Raw genomic sequence first — 18,688 nt, 5'->3', positions numbered from 1 at the left:
GCACCAGCCGCAGCCGGCCGGCCTGCACCTTCTTGTCGTGCGCCATCAGCCGCTGGAAGTCGGCCGGCGTCAGCTGCGCCGGCAGGTGCGTGGGCAGGCCTGCGCGCGCCACCAGCGCGATGACCCGGTCGCGGTCTGCGGCCGGCAGCCAGCCCAGCCGGCAGGACAGGTCGGCCGCCATGCACAGGCCGGCGCCGACCGCCTCGCCGTGCAACCAATTGCCGTAACCGAGCGCAGTCTCGATGGCATGTCCGAAGGTATGACCGAGGTTCAGCAGTGCGCGCGGCCCGCTCTCGCGTTCGTCCAGCGCCACGATGCGCGCCTTGTTGGCGCAGGATCGCCGGATGGCCTCGGTCAGCGCATCCGGCTCGAGCGCGCGCAGCCGGTTCATGTGGAGCTCCAGCCAGTCGAAGAACGGCGCATCGCCCAGCAGGCCGTACTTGATGATCTCGGCGAGTCCGGCGGACAGCTCGCGCGCCGGGAGTGTGCGCAGGGTGTCGGTGTCGGCCAGCACCGCCAGCGGCTGGTGGAAGGCGCCGATCATGTTCTTGCCCAGCGGGTGGTTGACGCCGGTCTTGCCGCCGACCGAGGAATCCACCTGCGCCAGCAGGGTGGTGGGCACCTGGATGAACCCGATGCCGCGCTGGTAGGTGGCGGCCACGAAGCCGGCCAGGTCGCCGATCACGCCGCCACCCAGCGCCACCAGCACGCTGTCGCGGCCATGGCGGCCGGCCAGCAAGGCATCGTAGATCCGGCCGGCGGTCTCCAGCGTTTTGTGGGCTTCGCCGTCCGGCAGCACCAGGGTCTCCACGTCGCGGCCGCCGAGCGCGTGGCGCAACGGCTCCAGGTAGAGCGGGCCCACGGTTTCGTTGGTGAGAATGAACGGGCGCCCGCCCCGTAGATGGGGCTGGAACAGCTCCGCTCGCGGCAGCAGCCCCGGCCCGACGTGTATCGGATAGCTGCGCTCGCCCAGCTCGACGGTCAAGGTGGCCATGGGCGCCATTATCCCGGAAGGCGGCGGCGCCGTGCGAGGGCGGCTATTCGGTCGAGAGCGTCGCCAGGCGCTCGTCGATCAGCTGCACCAGCTGGGGCGCCTGCAGGCCTTCCGTGTTGATGACCATGTCGGCGGTTTCACGGTACAGAGGATCGCGCTGGGCCATCAGTTCCTCCAGCCGCTGGCGCGGATCTTCGACCTGCAGCAGCGGGCGGTGCTTGCTGTAGCGGGTGCGCTCCAGCTGCTGCGCCACCGGCGTGCAGAGATAGACTACGAAGCCGCGCGCGGACAGGTCGCGGCGGTTATCGGGATCCAGTACCGCACCGCCGCCGGTGGCCAGGACCAGCCCCGTCTCCTGGGTCAGCTCGGCGATCACCTCGCGCTCGCGGCGCCGGAAGCCGGCCTCGCCCTCTTTCTCGAAGATGAAGCCGATGTCCACGCCGGTGCGCTGCTCGATCTCGTGGTCCGAATCCTTGAAGCGCATGCCCTTGAGTTTGGCCAGGCGCTTGCCGACCGTGGTCTTGCCGGCACCCATCGGGCCGATCAGGAAGATATTGGATTTCTGGGCCATCTTTCTGGGCGATCGCTGTATCGGTTTGTGCTCGCCATTATGCCGTGGCCGGGCCGAAAATGACTGCGGCCGGCGCACGGCCGGCCGCAGACCGGGCCGCTGCTAGCGGGCGTCGACCCGCAGACCTTCCTTGAGAATCTTCGGTGTGACGAAGATCAGCAACTCGCTCTTGTCGGCCACCTTGAGCTTCTGCCGGAACAGCGCTCCCACCAGGGGGATGTCGGCCAACACGGGTACCTTGGTCACCGTGTCGCTGTTCTCCTCCGTAAAGACGCCGCCCAGCACCACGGTTTCGCCGTTGTTGACCAGCACCTGGGTGCTGATCTGGCGGGTGTCGATGCTGGGGATGCTGCCGCCGAAGCCGGTGCCGACGTCCTCGCCGCGGGTGTCGTTGGTGATGTCCAGGTCCATCAGGATATGGCCGTCGGGCGTGATCTGCGGCGTGGCTTTGAGACTCAGCACCGCCTTCTTGAAAGACACCGTGGTGGCGCCGCTGGAGCTGGACTCCAGGTAGGGGATTTCCACACCCTGCTCGATGGTGGCTTCCTTGCCGTTGGCGGTGATCACGCGCGGGGTGGAGATGATCTCGCCGCGATTCTCCGACTGCAGTGCGGACAACTCGGCCTCCACCAGGTAGTCCCCGGAGAGGATGGATACACCCAGCGAGCCCCCGCCGACTACCGGCAGGCTGACGTTGAGGGCGCCGGCGCCGGCGGCCGGACCGCCCGCACGAACCGCGCCAGCGCCGCCGAGGTTGCCGCCGATGCCGACGGCCGTATCGCCGCGAATGGTCTGGTGTGACACGCCGAAGCGGGCACCGAGGTCGCGGCTGAAGTCCTTGTTGGCGACCACGATGCGCGACTCGATCAGCACCTGCCTGACCGCGATATCCAGTTGTGCGATGAGTTTGCGGATCTCGGCCAGCCGGTCACGGGTTTCCTGGATCAGCAGGGTGTTGGTACGCGGATCCACGCTGATGCGGCCGCGATCCGAGAGCAGGCCGGTGTCCTTGGATTTGAGCAGGGTGGCGATCTCGTCGGCCTTGGCGAAGTTGATCTGCACGATCTCGGAGGTCAGCGGCGCCAGGGTTTCCTGGCTCTTGGCCGCCTTGAGCGCTTCTTCGCGGCGCTTGTTGATCTTGGCCAGCGGCTCGATCAGCATCACGTTGCCTTCCTGGATCTTGCCCAGCTCCTTGGTGCGCAGGATGATGTCGAGCGCCTGGTCGGCCGGCACGTTGTCCAGCCGCATGGCCAGGTCGCCCTTGATGCTGTCGTCCATCACCAGGTTGAAGCCGAGCGCGTCCGCTAGGATCTGCAGAATCGTACGCACGTCCTGTTTCTGGAAGTTCAGGCCGATGCGCGGGCCGGTGTAGCGGGGCTCCTGCTCACGCTTCTGGGCCAGCTCCTCGGCGCTGAGCGGCTGCAGTTCGATGGTGAAGACGTTGCCGGCCTGGTAGGCGGACTGCTCGAAATCCGCGCCGCTCACCGGCGTGATGGCGATACGCGCCGTGTTGCCGCTGCTGGTGACGTCGATGAATTTGGCCGGCGTGGCGAAGTCAAGCACGTCGAGGCGTTTACGCAGCTCGCTGGGCAGCTGCGTGCCGCGGAACTCGGCGATGATCAGACCGCCTTCCTGCCGGATATCGACCGGCGTACCGGGGTTGGACAGACCGACCACCACCTGGGCCTGGCCCTTTTCGCCGCGGCGGAAATCCACCTTCGTGATGCTGTCGGCCGCCTGCAGGCGAGCAGGCGGACGTGCCGAGACCTCCGTATCGTCACTGTCGGCCGCCGGTGCGGTGGCCAGGCTGTCGGCGGCGCCGCCGATCTGGACATAGATCTTGTTGCCGTCCACCCGCACGCTGTAGGGCACGAGCTCGGTCAGCTCGACCACTACACGACTGCGATCCTTGGCTTCGGCCGCGGCCACCGCGCGCGTGCTGCCGAGGTTGATCTGGTTGTAGCGGTTGGCCAGCGCTACCCGCGTGTCCGGCAGGTCCAGGGCCAGCCGCGCCGGCTGGTCCACCGTGAACACGACCGGGTCCGGCGCCGCCTCCGACAGGGTCAGCGTCAGCAGCACGCCCTGGCCGGGCAGGGCCTGGTATTCGATGTTGTCGAGGCTGCGATCGGCAGCCGCGGCCTGGCCGCAAATGCCCAGCGCCAGGACCGCAAGCCCGCATGCGAGCCCGAGATGCTTGAAGGTGTGGATGTTCATGTCGCTCGCTCCTTATGAGCCTGCCGAGTGTCGATGGCGGCTCATGGCTGCTCGCCCGCCGTGATGGTGGCCTGCCGCTCGAGATAGCCGCCGAAGCCATCCGGCACGATCTCGCGCAGGTTGATCTCGGTTTCGGCGATGGCGGTGATCTTGCCGTAGTTCTGGCCCAGATAGTTGCCGGTCGTGACCCGGTGCACCACGCCGGTGGGATCGCGGATCAGGGCATACTTTTGGTCGCGGATCTTCAAGGTGCCGACCAGCCGCAGCGAATCGAGCGGGAACTCTTCGAGCGGTTCGCGGTTGCGGCGCGGGTCGATCAGCGCGCCGAGCTCGCCGGTCAGCGGTTTCTGCGCGGGCGCATTGGCAAAGGGATCGCGCCGCGCGCCCGGTGCGTACAGGAAGGTTTCGTAGGGCTTGATCTGCGGGATGGGCTCGATGTCCTTGGTCTTGCGCGCCTTGACCTCTTCGATGTACTGGCGCAGATCGTCCTGGTCACCGCCGCAACCGCCCAAGGCGGTTGCAAGCAGCAGGGCGCAGAGCAGGATGCTGCGCGAGCGCCGGGGTGCGATGCGTTCCGCAGGCCGGCGGGTCATTGGCCCGCTCCCGCCGGCTGTTCATCGGCGTCCAGGTATCGGTAGGTTTTGGCCGTGACGGTCATGCGCAGCCGACTGGTGCCGCTTCTTTTGCCGTCGTCGATCGGGGCAAGCTGCACGTTGCTCAGCGTGACGATGCGCGGCAGCGTGGCGATGCCGCTGGCGAAGGCGCCCATCTGGTGATACCCGCCGACCAGCTGCATGCTGATCGGCAGCTCGGCGTAGAAGTCCTTGTTGACCTCCGCCTGGGGCTGGAACAGCTCTTCCTCCAGGCCCGCCGCCAGGCGCGTCTGGGAAATGTCGTTGAGCAGGTTGGCGACCTCGCTCTTGTTGGGCAGCTGGCGCAGCATGGCGCCGAAGGATTTTTGCATTTCTTCCAGCTGGGCCCGGTAGGCATCGAGCGCCGCCACCTTGCGCTGTTTGGCTTCGAATTCCTGCCGCAGCCGGGCTTCTTCCTGCCGCGCCTGGTCGAGCTCCAGGCGCTTGGGCTGGATCATGAAGCGGTACCCGAGAAAGATCACCAGGCCGCACAGCAGGACGATGGCCATGACCTGGACCCAGCGCGGCCAGGCCCCGGGATTGTTGGTGTCCAGCTTGCGCAGCTGGTCGAGGTACTGCTGCAGGTCGAGATTGACGTTCATGGCGCGGCCCCGCCTTCCGACGGTGTGGCGTTGGGGTTCACCTCGGTCACCTGCAGACTGAAGTTGGCAAGCCGGCGTCCGCCACTCTCGCCCGTCTTGATCACCTGCAGCCGCGGGTCGGCGAACCAGGGCGAGGCGTCCAGGTTCTTCATGTAGGCGGAGACGCGGCTGTTGGACTCCGCCACCCCGTCGATGCTGGTGCTGTTGCCCTGCTGCTTGACCGAGGTCAGATAGACGCCTTCCGGCACCGTGTTCACCAGCTCGTCGAAGTAGTGCACGATCTGCGCCCGGCTCTGCTGCAGCTGTTCGATGACCTGCATGCGCGCGAGCAGGTTGGCGCGGATTTTTTCCAGTTCTTCGATTTCCTTGATCTGCTTTTCGATCAGGGCGATCTCGTCCCTGAGGATGCGGTTGCGCTCCTGCTGGTTTTCGATCGCGCGGTTCATGTACAGCATGCCCAGCAGTACGACGCCCACCGAGGCGACCAGGGCGCCCGCGATCGCGGTCGTGAATTGCCGCTTGCGCTTTTCGCGCAGCTCCGCGCGCCAGTCGAGGAGATTGATCTTGATCAGCATCAGTCGAACGCCCTGAGCGCCAGGCCGGCCGCGATCAGCATGCCCGGCGCATCCTGCTCGAGCTGGGCGCGCTTGATGCGCCAGCCGGTGCGCATCTGCTCGAACGGCCGCGCCACCACGCTGGGGATGTTCAGCTTGCGCGCCACCGTTTGGTCGATGCCGGCGATACCGGCGCTGCCGCCCGCCAGCAGGATCTGGTCGATGGAGGAAAAGCGCGGCATCGATGCGAAGAAGAACTGCAGCGAGCGTTCGATCTGCACCGCCACGTCGTCGAGAAATTGCGCCAGCACCGTGGTTTCATAGTCCTGCGGCAGCCCGCCGCTGCGCTTGGCCTTCTCGGCCTCGTCGAACGACATGCCGTAGTGGCGCGCGATCTCGTCGGTCAGCTGCTTGCCGCCGAAGGGCTGCTCGCGGCTGTAGACCAGTTCGCGGTCATGCAGGATGTGCACGCCGGTACCGGTGGAGCCGATGTCGATCAGGGCGATGGTCTTGTCCTTGCCGCCGTCCGGCATCTGGTGTTCGAGCAGCGTGCAGGCGTTCTGCAGCGCGTGCGCCTCGATGTCCACCACCTTGGGTTTGAGGCCGGCGGTTTCCAGCGCCGCGGCGCGCGCTTCCACCGTGTCGCGGCGGCACACAGCGAGCAGCACTTCGGCGGTGTCGGGGGCGTTCGGCAGCGCGCGGAGCACCTGGAAGTCCAGATTGACTTCGTCGATCGGGTACGGAATATACTGGTCAGCCTCGATCTTGATCTGTTCTTCCATCTCGTCATCGCTGAGCGAGCTGGGCAGGTTGATGATCTTGGTGATGACCGAGGAGCCGGCCACGGCCACCGCCGCGTTGCGGGTGCCGCTGCCGCTGCGGGCCACGGCGCGCTGGATGGCCTTGCCGACGGCATCCGGATCGGCGATCTGCTTTTCGTTGACCGCGCCGGGCGGCAGCGGTTCGGAGGCGCAAGCGTCCAGGCGATAGCCGTCGCCGCTGCGGCTCAGCTCGACCAGCTTGACCGAGCTGGTGCTGATGTCGAGCCCCAGCAGTGAGCCGGAGTCGCTCTTGAAGAGGTTCTGTACAAACCCCAAGCGGGACAGCATCTTTCCTCCCTGTGCCCCTGTCGGATGAACGACAACAGTCGCCCTTGTAACACCTACATATAACAAACACGCTCAGCGTGCAACTGTAAGTTGTGCGCCCAAGCATTTGATACCACGCAGGAAGCTGTTCGGATAAGCTAGCCAGCAGGCTCAAATATCGTAATGCGCACCATGCCCCGTATGCTCAAAATCGGCCTGTGGCTCGGCGGGTTGTGCCTGGCCGTGCTGGCACTGGGCTGGCTCGCGCTGATCAGCGCCACGCTGGTGTTCAGTCCGTTCCTGCCGGACGCCGCTGAGCTGCAGCAGGTGCAGCTCAACGTGCCGCTGCGCATCTACACGCGCGACGGCGTGATGATCGGCGAGTACGGCTCGGAGCGGCGCGCGCCGATGGCCTATCAGGATTTGCCGCAACGCCTGATCCAGGCCTTCCTCGCCGCCGAGGACGATCGGTTTTTCCACCACCCGGGCTTCGACTACCGCGGCCTGTTGCGCGCGGCGCTCAACCTGGCGGTGACGGGGGAGAAAACCCAGGGCGGCAGCACCATCACCATGCAGCTGGCGCGCAACTTCTTCCTCGGCAGCGAGCGCACCTACACGCGCAAGCTGAAGGAGATCCTGCTGGCGACCAAGATCGAGCGCGAGTTTACCAAGGAGAAGATCCTCGAGCTGTACCTGAACAAGATCTACCTCGGCAACCACGCCTATGGCGTCGGCGCGGCGGCCCAGATCTATTACGGCCGCGAGGTCAAGGACCTCAGCCTGGCGCAGATGGCCATGATCGCCGGCCTGCCCAAGGCGCCATCCCGCTTCAACCCCGTCGCCGATCCCGAGCGCGCGCGCCTGCGGCGTGACTACGTGCTGCGCCGCATGCGCGACCTCGGCTTCATCGACAAGGCCGAGCTCGAGCAGGCGCTGCAGGAGCCGATCCGCGTGCAGATCCGGCTGCGCGGCCCGAGCCTGGTGGAGGCCGATTACGTTGCGGAAATGGTGCGCGCCGAGATGGTGTCGCGCTTCGGCGAGCGCGCCTATACCGACGGCTACAGCGTGGTCACGACCGTCACCACCCCGCGCCAGCAGGCCGCCAACCGGGCCCTGCGCGAAGCGCTGCTGGAGTACGAGCGCCGGCACGGCTACCGCGGCGCCGAGGGACACCTCGATCTGGACAAGCAGGAAGATGAGCAAGCGCTGGAGGAGGCCCTGGCCGATCGCCGTGTGGTGGCCGGCCTGCTGCCGGCCGTGGTCCTGGAACCCGGCGATACGGTCAGGCTGCACGTGCGCGGCCGCGGCAAGGTGCTGCTGGGCAGTGCCGGCTATGCCTGGGCCGGGCCGGGTACGGGCCGCCGCTTGAAGCGCGGCGACATCGTGCGCGTGATCGCCGGCGACAAGGAAGAGTCACCGTGGCAGCTGTCGCAGTGGCCAAGGGTGCAGGGTGCACTGGTGGCGCTGGACCCGCGCGATGGTTCGCTCGAGGCACTGGTCGGCGGTTTCGACTTCCAGGCCAGCAAGTTCAACCGCGCCGTGCAGGCGCTGCGCCAGCCGGGCTCGGCCTTCAAGCCGCTGGTCTATGCCGCAGCCCTGGAAAAAGGCTTCACGCCGGCCAGCATCATCAACGACGCCCCGGTGGTGTTCGACGCGCCGGGCATGCCCGAAGCCTGGCGACCGGAGAACTACAGCGGCAAGTTCTACGGGCCCACGCGTCTGCGCGAAGCGCTCACTTATTCGCGTAACCTGGTCACGATTCGTCTGTTGATGGCGATCGGACCCGAATACGGTCACGCCTTCGCGCTGCGCTTCGGCCTGCCGCGCGAACGGGTCCCGCGCGACCTGTCGATGTCGCTGGGCACGGCCACCCTCACGCCGCTGGAGTTGGCGCGCGCCTACGCCGTGTTCGCGAACGGCGGTTTCCTGATCCAGCCCTACTACATCGAGCAGATCAAGGGCGCCGATGGCCAGGTACTGTTCCAGGCGCAGCCCAAGGTGGTATGCCTCGACTGCCCCGAACCACCGGTGCCACGCGTGATCAGCCCGCAGACGGCCTACCTCATGACCAGCATGATGCGCGACGTCATCGAGCGCGGCACCGCCACCGCCGCCAAGGTGCTCAACCGCACCGACCTGGCCGGCAAGACCGGCACCACCAACGACGTCAACGACGCCTGGTTCAGCGGCTACAACGCCGACCTGGTCGCCACCTGCTGGGTCGGGTTCGACCAGCTGCAGTCGCTGGGCAAGCAGGAAACCGGCGGCCGCGCCGCGCTGCCCATGTGGATCCGCTTCATGGGCGAGGTGCTCAAGGACAGCCCGCCGGCCGAGCTGCCGCGTCCGGACGGCCTGGTGACGGTGCGCATCAACCGCGGCAGCGGGCTGCAGGACAGCAGCACCAGCGACGAGGCCATCTTCGAGACCTTCCCCGAGGACCGGGTGCCGGGGGCCGGCAGCGCCAGCGGCGAAGGCCCCAATCTGGCGCCGGCGTCCGGTGGCGGCCGCGTCGACGAGCTGTTCTGAGACAGCGGCTTGGCAGGGCGCGAACTTTCCTGTTAACGTCCGCTCAGCCCCGATCGGTGGGCGCCGCGCCGGATCGCCGCCATGAGCCGACGCCACTTCACTGACCTGCGCCAGCGCGTGGCCGAGGAGGCGGCGCGCATCATCAGCGAGCAGGGCATCTCCGACTTTCGTCTCGCCAAGCACAAGGCCGCCGAGCGCTGTGGCCTGCGTGATTTCCGCAACCTGCCTGCCAACGACGAGATCGAGTCTGCGCTGCGCCACCGCCAGCGCCTGTTTGGCGGCGCGCGGCACCGCTCGCACCTGCGGCGGCTGCGTGAGGCCGCCTGCGCGGCCATGCGCCGGCTCGAGGCCTTCCAGCCGCGGCTGGTGGGCCCGGTGCTGAGCGGTTCGGCCACCGAGCACAGCGACGTGCAGCTGCACTTGTTTACCGAGTACGGCGAGAGTCTGCAGTTGTACCTGGAAGGGCGTGGCATCGAGTGCCGGCTGGATCAGAAACGCTTCCGCCTGCGCGGCGAGGAATACCGCTACCAGCCGGTGTACCGTTTCAGCGCCGACGGCGTCGGCTTCGAGGCAGCGGTGTTCCCGCTGGACGGGTTGCGCCAGGCGCCCTGCAGCCCGGTGGATGGGCTGCCCATGCAGCGCGCCGCGCTGCACGAGGTCGAGGAACTGCTGCAGGAAGAGGAAGAACCGGCGCTGTTCGGTTAGTCATGGGTATAGGCCCGCATCCGCGGGCCTACCCTCAATAACAAGATCCCGGCCGCCCAGCTGAGAAAAGCCCAGGGGTTACTTTCTCTTGCTTATTGGCAGGTAATCGCGCTCGGTGGCGCCGACGTAGATCTGCCGCGGGCGCGCGATGCGCATGTTGGGATCGGCCACCATCTCGATCCAGTGCGCGGCCCAGCCGACGGTGCGCGCGATGGCGAACATCGGCGTGAACATGTTCACCGGGATGCCGAGCGCCTTGTAGATGATGCCGGAGTAGAAGTCCACGTTCGGGTAGAGCTTGCGGCTGACGAAATACTCGTCCTTCAGGGCGACTTCCTCCAGCAGCATGGCCAGCTCCAGCAGCGGGTCGCTGACGCCGAGCGCCTTGAGCACCTTGTGGCATTGCTCGCGGATGATCCTGGCGCGCGGGTCGAAGTTCTTGTACACGCGGTGACCGAAGCCCATCAGCCGCACGCCGCTGTTCTTGTCCTTGACCTTGGCGACGAAGGCCGGCACGTTCTCCGGCCGGCCGATCTCGCCCAGCATCTTGAGCACCGCCTCGTTGGCGCCGCCGTGCGCCGGGCCCCACAGCGCGGCGATGCCGGCGGCCATGGCGGCGTAGGGGTTGCAGCCGGTGGAACCGGCCATGCGCACCGTGGAGGTGGAGGCGTTCTGCTCGTGGTCGGCGTGCAGGATGAACAGCACGTCCAGCGCCCGCGCCGCGACCGGGTTGACCACGTATTCCTCGGCCGGCACCGCGAACATCATGCGCAGGAAGTTGGAGCAGTAGTCGAGGTCGTTGCGCGGATAGACGAACGGCTGGCCCATCGAATGCTTGTAGGCCGCCGCGGCGATGGTCGGGATCTTGGCGATCATGCGCCGCGCGAAGATCTCGCGGTGCTGCGGGTTCTTGTTGTTGGTGGTGTCGTGGTAGAAGGCCGACATCGAGCCGACCAGGCCGGTCAGCATGGCCATGGGGTGCGCGTCGTAGTGGAAGCCCTTGAAGAAGCCCAGCACGTTCTCGTTGAGCATCGTGTGCCGGCGGATGGCGGTGTCGAACTCCTCCAGCTGCGCCTTGTTCGGCAGCTCGCCGTACAGGATCAGGTAGGCGACCTCGATGAAGCTGGACTTCTCCGCCAGCTGGTCCACCGGGTAGCCGCGGTAGAGCAGGATGCCCTGGTCGCCGTCGATGTAGGTGATGGCACTGTTGCAGCTGCAGGTGGAGGTGAAGCCTGGGTCGTAAGTAAAGATGCCTTGCTGTGCGTAAACCTTGCCGACATCCACGGCCGCGGGCCCCAGCGTGCCGGTGATCACCGGCAGTTCCGATTGCGCGCCCGTGGTCGGGTTGCCCAGGGTGTAGCCCTTGCTGCTCATGCTGCTGTTCTCCTGATGCCTGCGAGGCCGGGGATCCGAGCGTGACGGGTCCGGCCGCTCATGTTGCCGTCTTGACCGCGCGCGCGTCCAGCGCCGGGTAGTGCCGCGGATAGGCGCCGCGCGCGACGCCGGTGTCGATCGCCGCGCGCGCCACCGCCGGCGGCACGACCTCGATCAGCCGCGGGTCCAGCGGCTTCGGGATGATGTAGTCGGGCCCGAAGCCGAGGCTCTCGAGGTCGTAGGCCTCCAGCACCGCGCTCGGCACCGGCAGCTTGGCCAGCGCGCGCAGCGCCTCCACCGCGGCCAGGTGCATCGCGGTGTTGATGCGCCGCGCGCGTACATCGAGGGCGCCACGGAAGATGTAGGGGAAGCCGAGCACGTTGTTGACCTGGTTCGGGTAGTCGCTGCGGCCGGTGCCGATGATGGCATCGCTGCGGGCCGCGGTGATCTGCTCCGGCAGGATCTCCGGGTCGGGGTTCGACATCGGCAGCACGATCGGCCGCGGCGCCATGCTCCTCACCATGTCCTGCGAGACCAGGTTCGGCCCGGACAGGCCGATGAACACGTCGGCGCCGCGCAGGGCATCGGCCAGCGTGCGCGCATCCGTGCGGCAGGCGAACTGGCGCTTGAGCTCGTTGCCCGGGCGGTCGAGGTCCTCACGCCCTTCGTGGATCACGCCCTTGCGGTCGAGCAGGAAGATATTCTGGCGCTGCGCGCCCAGCGCCAGCAGCAGGTTCATGCAGGCGATGCCGGCGGCGCCGGCGCCGACGCAGACGATGCGCACCTCGCCGAGGTGTTTGCGCTGCAGCTCCAGCGCGTTGAGCAGTCCGGCGGCCAGCACGATTGCGGTGCCGTGCTGGTCGTCGTGGAAGACCGGGATGTCCAGCCGTTCGATCAGGGCCTGCTCGATCCGGAAGCAGTGCGGCGCAGCGATGTCCTCGAGGTTGATGCCGCCGAAGGTCGGCGCGATGTTGACCACCGTCTCGATGAAGCGCTCCGGGTCCTGGGTCGCGACCTCGATGTCGAACACGTCGATGTCGGCGAACTTCTTGAACAGCACCGCCTTGCCTTCCATGACGGGCTTGGAGGCGAGCGCGCCCAGGTTGCCGAGCCCGAGGATGGCGCTGCCGTCCGAGATCACCGCCACCAGGTTGCCCTTGGAGGTGTAGCGGAACGCGTCCTCGGGATTGGCGGCGATCGCCTCGACCGGCACCGCGACGCCCGGCGAATAGGCCAGCGACAGCTCGTCCTGGGTGGTGAAGGGCTTGGTGACGGCGATGCCGAGCTTGCCGGGCCGCGGCTTGGCGTGATAGTCGAGCGCGGCCTGTTTTTCGATGTCTTCGGTCATGGGGTCGGGCGCGTGCGTGGGTGCGAGGCGCCCCCTTGCGCAGGGGCGGAATTATAGGCCGTACGCCCCCGTATGCCAATGAACTGCGCGGTCTCAGTACACGATCTTGAGTACCTGCCCGGCCTGCGGCTCGCCCTCGGGATATTGCTGGTTGAGCAGGCGCAGCTGGGCTTCGGCGTCGGCGCCCAGCGGAGACTGCCGCGCCAGCTCGCGATAGCGGGTCTTGCCGTCCGCCTTGACCAGCCGGATGCGCCACTCGCGCGCCGCGTCCAGTTCCTCCGGCCGCAGCGGGTGGAAGCTGCGCAGGGTGGCGTCGAAGTGCTCGCCGAAGCCCGGTGGCTCCTTGCCGTCCTTGGGTTCGCCCCAGAACACATAGGCGCGGCCCTCGTGATAGACGATGCCGAGCCGGGCGTTCCAGCGGTTGAACACGCCCTTCGGCGCCAGCGCGCTGTAGGCGGTCAGGCCGTTGACCTCGAAGGTCTTCTCCTCGCGCAGGTCGCCCATGTTGAGTCGCTCGCGCGCGAACTCGCCCGGCGGGATGCGCTTGTTGAGATCCTCGACCGTGAGCTGGATTTCGGCCGCGCCCTGCGGCGCATAGCCCAGCACGCGGCCGGTTTCGTTCTCGATCAGCCAGCCCTCGGGATAGGCGAAGCTGAAGTTGAGCCGCCGGTGGTAGAAGCGGTTGCCGCGCGGGATGCCTTCCTTCTCGCTGAAGCCGTAGGTCATCCCCTCGATCTGCGTCAGGAACTCGTCGCGGCCTACGCGCGGGTTCTGGACTTCGCGCGCCTTGCGCGCGGCCGCCACCACTTCCTGCAGGCGCGTATCGTTCTTCGGGTGGGTGGCGAACACGCCGTGATAGGTCACCGGCTTGCGGCCTTCGGCCTGGGCGCGGGATTTGGCGTATTCCTCCTGGTACTTGAGGATGTCGATCACGCGCAGCATGGCATCGACTTCGTAGCCGGCGCGCGCCAGGTAGTCGGCGCCGAGGCCGTCGGCTTCCAGCTCGAGCTCGCGGCCGTAGCCGGCGACGAAGGCGGCGCCGAGCAGGTTGGCGATGTCGCCGGCGTAGGGTGTGCCGGAGCGGGCGGCGATGATCTGCACCAGCAGCGAGGCCAGCGTGGCGTTGCGATGCTGGCGCACCGTATGCCGGGCGGTGACGTGGCCGATCTCGTGGCCCAGCACCGCCGCCAGCTCGGCCTCGGAATTCATGTAGGCCAAAAGGCCGCGGTAGATATAGATATAGCCGCCGGGCAGGGCGAAGGCGTTGACCTGCGGGCGGTCGATCACGCGGAAGCGGTAGATCAGCTCGCTGCGGTGGCTGCCGGCGGCGACGCGCTCGCCCACCTGCTGCACGTATTGCTGGAGACGCTCGTTCTCCAGCATCGATTCCTGCGCCTGGATGCGGCGATCCAGTTCCCGGCCGATCTGCAGTTCGTCCTCCTCGCTCATCAGCACGACTTCCGGCGTGCCACTGACGGGATTGGTGGCGCAGGCGGCCGCCAGGGTGACCACTGCGCCCATGACCGTGAAGGCGGCCGCGCCGAGCAGGAGGTGGGGGGTGTTCATACCCGTATTAGACCACCGTGGCGCGTGTTTGCGTCAGCCCGGAAACGGCAACGGCCCGTCTGGCGGGCCGTTGCGGGTACCGATGGGGAGTGGCTTTAGGACTTGGCGTAGCGCTTGCGGAACTTGTCCACGCGGCCGCCCGTGTCCACGATCTTCTGCTTGCCGGTGTAGAACGGGTGACACTGCGAGCAGACTTCGATGTGCAGATCGGGCCGGCCCAGGGTGGAGCGGGTGGTGAAGCTGTTGCCGCAGCTGCAAGTCACCTTGACTTCGCTGTACTGCGGGTGGACGTCGGCCTTCATGCAGGACCTCTTGCCTTCTTGCTTGGTGGGGTTAGGCCCGCGGAGGCGGGCCTGTGCCTGTGCGAAGCACATGAAAGGGGGCGTAGTTTAAAGAACGGCCGCCGGGCGGGCAAGCGGCGAGCTGCGCGGCTGTTCCGGCAGGAACAGGGCCAGCAGCCCGTCCAGGTGACGCCGGCCCAGGGCTGAGGCCAGCAGCCGTCCGTCGCGCTGCTCCACCAGGCCGCGCGCCAGCGCCCGATCCAGTGCGGGCTGCAGGCTGTCCAGCGCCAGCCCGGTGCGCGCCGGGTAATCCGCCGGCGCAAAGCCCTCGTTCAGGCGCAGGGCGTTCATCAGGAATTCCAGCGGCAGGTCGTGGGCGGGCACCGGCTCGTTGCGCTGCAGGCCGGCCGGCGTGCCCGCCGTGTCCAGGAAGGCGCGCGGGTGGCGCTGCTTGGCGGTGCGCCAGATGCGGCCATCCGCCCCGGTGAGCTTGCCGTGCGCGCCGGCGCCGATGCCCAGGTAGTCGCCGAACTGCCAGTAGTTGCGGTTGTGCCGGCATTGCCGGCCCGGCCGGGCATAGGCCGAGACCTCGTACTGCGCATAGCCTGCCGCGGCGAGCAGTGCTTCGCCCTGCTCCTGCATCGTCCAGGCAGCCTCCTCGTCCGGCAGCGGCGGCGGGCGCTGGTGGAACAGCGTGTTGGGCTCGAGCGTCAGCTGGTAGTAAGAGATATGCGCCGGCTCGAGCGCGATCGCCTGCTCGAGATCGGCGCGGGCTTCCTGCACCGTCTGCTGTGGCAGTGCGTACATGAGGTCGAGATTGAAGTTGTCGAAGCCGGCCGCGCGTGCCGCCGCCGCGGCGCGTCGGGCCTCGGCGGCGCCGTGGATGCGACCCAGCGCTTGCAGGTGCCGGTCGTCGAAGCTCTGGATGCCGAGCGACAGGCGGTTCACCCCCACAGCACGGTAGCCCTCGAAGCGCGCCTGCTCGACCGTGCCGGGATTGGCCTCCAGCGTGATCTCCAGGTCCGGCGCGCAGGGCAGGCGCGCGCGGGCGGCGGCGATGACGCGGCCGATGGCCGCGGGCGCAAACAGGCTCGGTGTGCCACCACCGAAAAAAATGCTGACGAGTTCACGACCGGCGACCCGCGGCAGGTCCTGGTCGAGGTCGGCGAGCAGCGCGTCCACATAGGCCTCTTCCGGCACCGCGCCCTTGGCCTCATGCGAATTGAAATCGCAGTAGGGGCACTTGCGCACGCACCAGGGCAGGTGCACGTAGAGTGACAGGGGGATCGAGGTCTGCATATGCACGTGTCGGAAAGAGGGGGGATCACTCGATCGCTTTGACGGATTCGGAAATCAACGACTACAATCGGGGCGTGACAGGGATCGTCGCATCCATACAACTCCAGGGAGGGAGTCCATGCACACGCCTCGATATGTCGCGCCACGACTGGCGCTATCCGCTGTTGCAGTTCTCGCGGGTTTTGTGCTCACTCGATTGTACCTGCGTTTCGGCCAGGAACCGCACGACAATGTGACGGCCAGGGACATCGCTGAATTTCTCGCCACGATCGAGAAACAGCAATGGCGGAACGGGCTTGCATGTCAACAGCCGGTACGCGCTTGAACTTCCAGCAGGGCGCATCGAGATGCCAACACTCAGAGCACTGGTAATCGCTTTTGTTGCGCTCAGCATGCTGGGTTGCAGCACTACAACCCAGCTCACGCGACCTTCTCCCCACATGCTTAAATCCAGAGTGGCAGAGGGTGATTCGGTGACTGTCACAACCAAGGATGGCAGCAGGCACGTTTTTGAGGTCACTTCAGTGACCGAAGACGAGATCAGAGGCACGAATGCCGCGGTTCGAATGGACGATATCGAAGACCTGGAAATTACCCGACTCAGCACCGGCAAGACCGCCCTGGCGGGCATGGGGGGTGTGGGTCTGGCGGTGCTGGTACTGGGTACGATTTTTGTTGTCCAGACGTTTGAAGACGGGTTCAGGGATTGAGGGAGAATGGCTGTTCTGGGTTCCGGCTGATATCTGCGCTTAACGCCCTCAGCAGCTTCCTGAGCGCCTGGCCACGGTGGCTGAGCAGGTTCTTGCGCTCCGGCGGCAGCTCGGCGGAGCTGCAGCGCTCGGAGGGCACGAAGAACAGCGGGTCGTAGCCAAAGCCGTTGCTGCCGCGCGGCGCTTCCAGGATGCGGCCTTCCCAGGTGCCCTGGCAGATGAGCGGCACCGGATCCCGCGCGTGGCGCAGGTACACCATCAGGCACTGGAAACGCGCCGTGCGCCTGGAAGGCGGCAGGCCGCGCAGGGCCTCCAGCAGCTTGCGGTTGTTGTCCGCGTCGCTGGCCTGCGGCCCTGCGTAACGCGCCGAGTACACCCCCGGTGCGCCGTCCAGCGCATCCACCTCGATGCCGGAATCGTCCGCGATGGCCGGCAGGCCCGCGGCCGCCGCCGCGTGGCGCGCCTTGAGGATGGCGTTCTCGACGAAGGACAGGCCGGTTTCCTCGGCATCGGCAATACCCAGCTCGCGCTGGGAGATCACCTCGAGGTCGAGTCCGGCGAGCATCTCGCGGATTTCCTTGAGCTTGCCGGCATTGCCGGTGGCCAGCACCACGCGCCGGGACATGATCAGGCTTCCAGCGCCTCGCGCTGCAGCGCCATCAGCTGGCGGATGCCGGCCTGGGCCAGGTCCAGCATCTGGTCCATCTCGGCGCGGCGGAAGGCGTGGCCCTCGGCGGTGCCCTGTACCTCGATGAAGCCGCCGGCCTCGTTCATGACCACGTTCATGTCGGTCTCGGCTTCGCTGTCCTCGGCGTAGTCCAGGTCCAGCACCGGCCGGCCGTTGTAGATGCCGACCGACACCGCCGCCACCTGGCCGTACAGGGGATTCTTTTTCACCAGCTTCTTGCGCCGCAGGTAATGCACGGCGTCCACCAGCGCCACATAGCCGCCGGTGATCGCGGCGGTGCGCGTGCCGCCGTCGGCCTGCAGCACGTCGCAATCCACGGTGATCGTGTGCTGTCCCAGGGCCTTGAGGTCCAGCACCGCGCGCAGCGAGCGGCCGATCAGGCGCTGGATCTCCAGTGTGCGCCCGCCCTGGCGGCCGCGTGCGGCCTCGCGGTCGCCACGCGTGTGCGTCGCGCGCGGCAGCATGCCGTACTCGGCCGTGACCCAGCCCTGGTCCGAATCGCGCAGCCAGCCCGGCACGCGCGCCTCCACGCTGGCGGTGCACAGCACGCGCGTATCGCCGAACGCGATCAGCACCGAGCCTTCGGCGTGCCGCGTGAAGCCGCGCTCGATGACGACCGGGCGCAGCTCGTCGGGCGCGCGGCCGCTGGGGCGTTTGAAGCTGGTCATGGGCGGGGGTTCTCCGGATCGGGCGGCTATTCTACAGCGCCGCTGCGGGCGGAGCCGCTACAATGGGCGCCTGATCCCGTGCCGGAATTCCCGATGTTGCGCAGCATGACGGGCTTCGCCCGCGAGACCACGCAAGGCCCCTGGGGCGAGTTGTCCTGGGAACTGCGCTCCGTCAACCATCGTTACCTGGACCTGAGCCTGCGCCTGCCGGAGGAGCTGCGCCAGCTCGAGCCCGAGGTGCGCGCACGGGTGGCGGAGAAAGTCGGCCGCGGCAAGCTCGAGGCCAACCTGCGCCTGCGCACGCAGGCCGGCGCGGCCGGCAGGATCGAGGTCGATGCGGCCCGCCTGCGCGAACTGGCGGCGGCGGTGCAGCTCGTCGGCGACGCCTTCGGGCCAACCACGGCGCCTGACCCGGTGCGCGTGCTGGGTTTTCCCGGCGTGCTGCGCGAGCAGGCGCTGGATATCGAAACCCTGGCGCCGGTGGCACTGAAGCTGCTGGACCAGACGCTGGCGAGCCTGGCCGAGATGCGCGCGCGCGAGGGCGAGCGCCTGGCGCAGCTCATGAACGAGCGCCTCGACGGCCTGGCGGCGCTGGTCGGCCGGGTGCGCGCGCGCTTACCGGCGGTGCGTGAGGAGTCACGTACCAAGCTGCAGGCGCGGCTGGCGGAAATCCTGGGCCGCGCCGCGGAATTCGACCCCGGCCGGCTGGAACAGGAACTGGCCCTGCTGGCCCAGCGCCTGGACGTGGACGAGGAACTCTCGCGCCTGGACAGCCACATCAGCGAGGTACGGCAGACCCTCAAGCGCAAGGAGGCCGTCGGCCGGCGGCTGGATTTCCTCATGCAGGAGCTCAACCGCGAGGCCAACA

18 protein-coding genes are annotated in these 18,688 nt (G+C 67.4%); 4 read left to right on the top strand and 14 right to left on the bottom strand.

The window, feature by feature from the left end:
* The 7 genes from aroB to VNJ47_05135 form a co-directional block, all read right to left on the bottom strand.
* A partial coding sequence (aroB, locus tag VNJ47_05165) for a 3-dehydroquinate synthase (GenBank protein HXG28222.1) occupies window positions 1–994 on the bottom strand: 994 nt, incomplete at its 3' end.
* Between the two features lie 43 nt (window positions 995–1,037).
* Window positions 1,038–1,565, bottom strand: coding sequence for a shikimate kinase AroK (gene aroK / locus VNJ47_05160; protein ID HXG28221.1), 528 nt, complete (start codon window positions 1,563–1,565; stop codon window positions 1,038–1,040).
* A gap of 102 nt (window positions 1,566–1,667) precedes the next feature.
* Window positions 1,668–3,779, bottom strand: a complete 2,112-nt coding sequence (gene pilQ / locus VNJ47_05155; protein ID HXG28220.1) for a type IV pilus secretin PilQ — start codon at window positions 3,777–3,779, stop codon at window positions 1,668–1,670.
* A gap of 41 nt (window positions 3,780–3,820) precedes the next feature.
* Window positions 3,821–4,372 carry a pilus assembly protein PilP gene (locus VNJ47_05150; protein HXG28219.1) on the bottom strand — a complete coding sequence of 184 codons (552 nt, stop codon included), beginning with the start codon at window positions 4,370–4,372 and terminating at the stop codon, window positions 3,821–3,823.
* Complete coding sequence (locus VNJ47_05145) at window positions 4,369–5,013, bottom strand: type 4a pilus biogenesis protein PilO (protein HXG28218.1); 645 nt, start codon at window positions 5,011–5,013, stop codon at window positions 4,369–4,371. The genes VNJ47_05150 and VNJ47_05145 overlap by 4 nt, the downstream gene beginning before the upstream one ends.
* The gene (locus VNJ47_05140) at window positions 5,010–5,588 is read right to left on the bottom strand and encodes a PilN domain-containing protein (GenBank protein HXG28217.1); all 579 of its coding nucleotides are present in this window, start codon (window positions 5,586–5,588) and stop codon (window positions 5,010–5,012) included. Before VNJ47_05140 ends, VNJ47_05145 begins: the two co-directional genes overlap by 4 nt.
* Window positions 5,588–6,676 (bottom strand): pilus assembly protein PilM, encoded by a 1,089-nt coding sequence (locus VNJ47_05135; GenBank protein ID HXG28216.1) that lies wholly within the window; start codon window positions 6,674–6,676, stop codon window positions 5,588–5,590. Before VNJ47_05135 ends, VNJ47_05140 begins: the two co-directional genes overlap by 1 nt.
* A gap of 180 nt (window positions 6,677–6,856) precedes the next feature.
* Here VNJ47_05135 and VNJ47_05130 point away from each other — a divergent pair, with 180 nt between their 5' ends.
* Together VNJ47_05130 and VNJ47_05125 are read left to right on the top strand one after the other, a co-directional pair.
* A complete protein-coding gene (locus tag VNJ47_05130; GenBank protein ID HXG28215.1) occupies window positions 6,857–9,181 on the top strand; it encodes a penicillin-binding protein 1A in 2,325 nt (774 codons plus the stop codon).
* Window positions 9,182–9,262: 81 nt separating this feature from the next.
* A complete protein-coding gene (locus tag VNJ47_05125) occupies window positions 9,263–9,886 on the top strand; it encodes a hypothetical protein (GenBank protein ID HXG28214.1) in 624 nt (207 codons plus the stop codon).
* A gap of 78 nt (window positions 9,887–9,964) precedes the next feature.
* On the opposite strand, the gene VNJ47_05120 is transcribed toward VNJ47_05125, so the two are convergent.
* From VNJ47_05120 to hemW, 5 genes are all read right to left on the bottom strand, one after another.
* Window positions 9,965–11,260 carry a citrate synthase gene (locus tag VNJ47_05120; protein ID HXG28213.1) on the bottom strand — a complete coding sequence of 432 codons (1,296 nt, stop codon included), beginning with the start codon at window positions 11,258–11,260 and terminating at the stop codon, window positions 9,965–9,967.
* A 58-nt stretch (window positions 11,261–11,318) separates the two neighbouring features.
* Complete coding sequence (locus VNJ47_05115; protein ID HXG28212.1) at window positions 11,319–12,608, bottom strand: malic enzyme-like NAD(P)-binding protein; 1,290 nt, start codon at window positions 12,606–12,608, stop codon at window positions 11,319–11,321.
* Between the two features lie 93 nt (window positions 12,609–12,701).
* Window positions 12,702–14,174, bottom strand: a complete 1,473-nt coding sequence (locus VNJ47_05110; protein HXG28211.1) for a M48 family metalloprotease — start codon at window positions 14,172–14,174, stop codon at window positions 12,702–12,704.
* 95 nt (window positions 14,175–14,269) lie between these two features.
* Window positions 14,270–14,476 (bottom strand): 50S ribosomal protein L31, encoded by a 207-nt coding sequence (gene rpmE / locus VNJ47_05105; protein ID HXG28210.1) that lies wholly within the window; start codon window positions 14,474–14,476, stop codon window positions 14,270–14,272.
* Between the two features lie 87 nt (window positions 14,477–14,563).
* Window positions 14,564–15,754 carry a radical SAM family heme chaperone HemW gene (gene hemW, locus VNJ47_05100; GenBank protein ID HXG28209.1) on the bottom strand — a complete coding sequence of 397 codons (1,191 nt, stop codon included), beginning with the start codon at window positions 15,752–15,754 and terminating at the stop codon, window positions 14,564–14,566.
* Window positions 15,755–16,050: 296 nt separating this feature from the next.
* Here hemW and VNJ47_05095 point away from each other — a divergent pair, with 296 nt between their 5' ends.
* Window positions 16,051–16,464 (top strand): hypothetical protein, encoded by a 414-nt coding sequence (locus VNJ47_05095; protein HXG28208.1) that lies wholly within the window; start codon window positions 16,051–16,053, stop codon window positions 16,462–16,464.
* Here VNJ47_05095 and rdgB read toward each other — a convergent pair.
* Together rdgB and rph are read right to left on the bottom strand one after the other, a co-directional pair.
* Entirely contained in the window at window positions 16,454–17,089 is a 636-nt protein-coding gene (gene rdgB, locus VNJ47_05090; GenBank protein HXG28207.1) for an RdgB/HAM1 family non-canonical purine NTP pyrophosphatase, read from the bottom strand. The two genes, VNJ47_05095 and rdgB, sit on opposite strands and share 11 nt — an antisense overlap.
* 2 nt (window positions 17,090–17,091) lie before the next feature.
* On the bottom strand, window positions 17,092–17,820 hold the full coding sequence (gene rph, locus VNJ47_05085; GenBank protein HXG28206.1) for a ribonuclease PH: 729 nt from the start codon (window positions 17,818–17,820) through the stop codon (window positions 17,092–17,094).
* Between the two features lie 93 nt (window positions 17,821–17,913).
* Here rph and VNJ47_05080 point away from each other — a divergent pair.
* A partial coding sequence (locus tag VNJ47_05080) for a YicC/YloC family endoribonuclease (GenBank protein ID HXG28205.1) occupies window positions 17,914–18,688 on the top strand: 775 nt, incomplete at its 3' end.

Source organism: Nevskiales bacterium (assembly GCA_035574475.1).
Classification (GTDB): domain Bacteria; phylum Pseudomonadota; class Gammaproteobacteria; order Nevskiales; family DATLYR01; genus DATLYR01.
The sequence above is the reverse complement of the archived record's forward strand: the minus strand, read 5'-3'. Positions and strand labels throughout refer to the sequence as shown.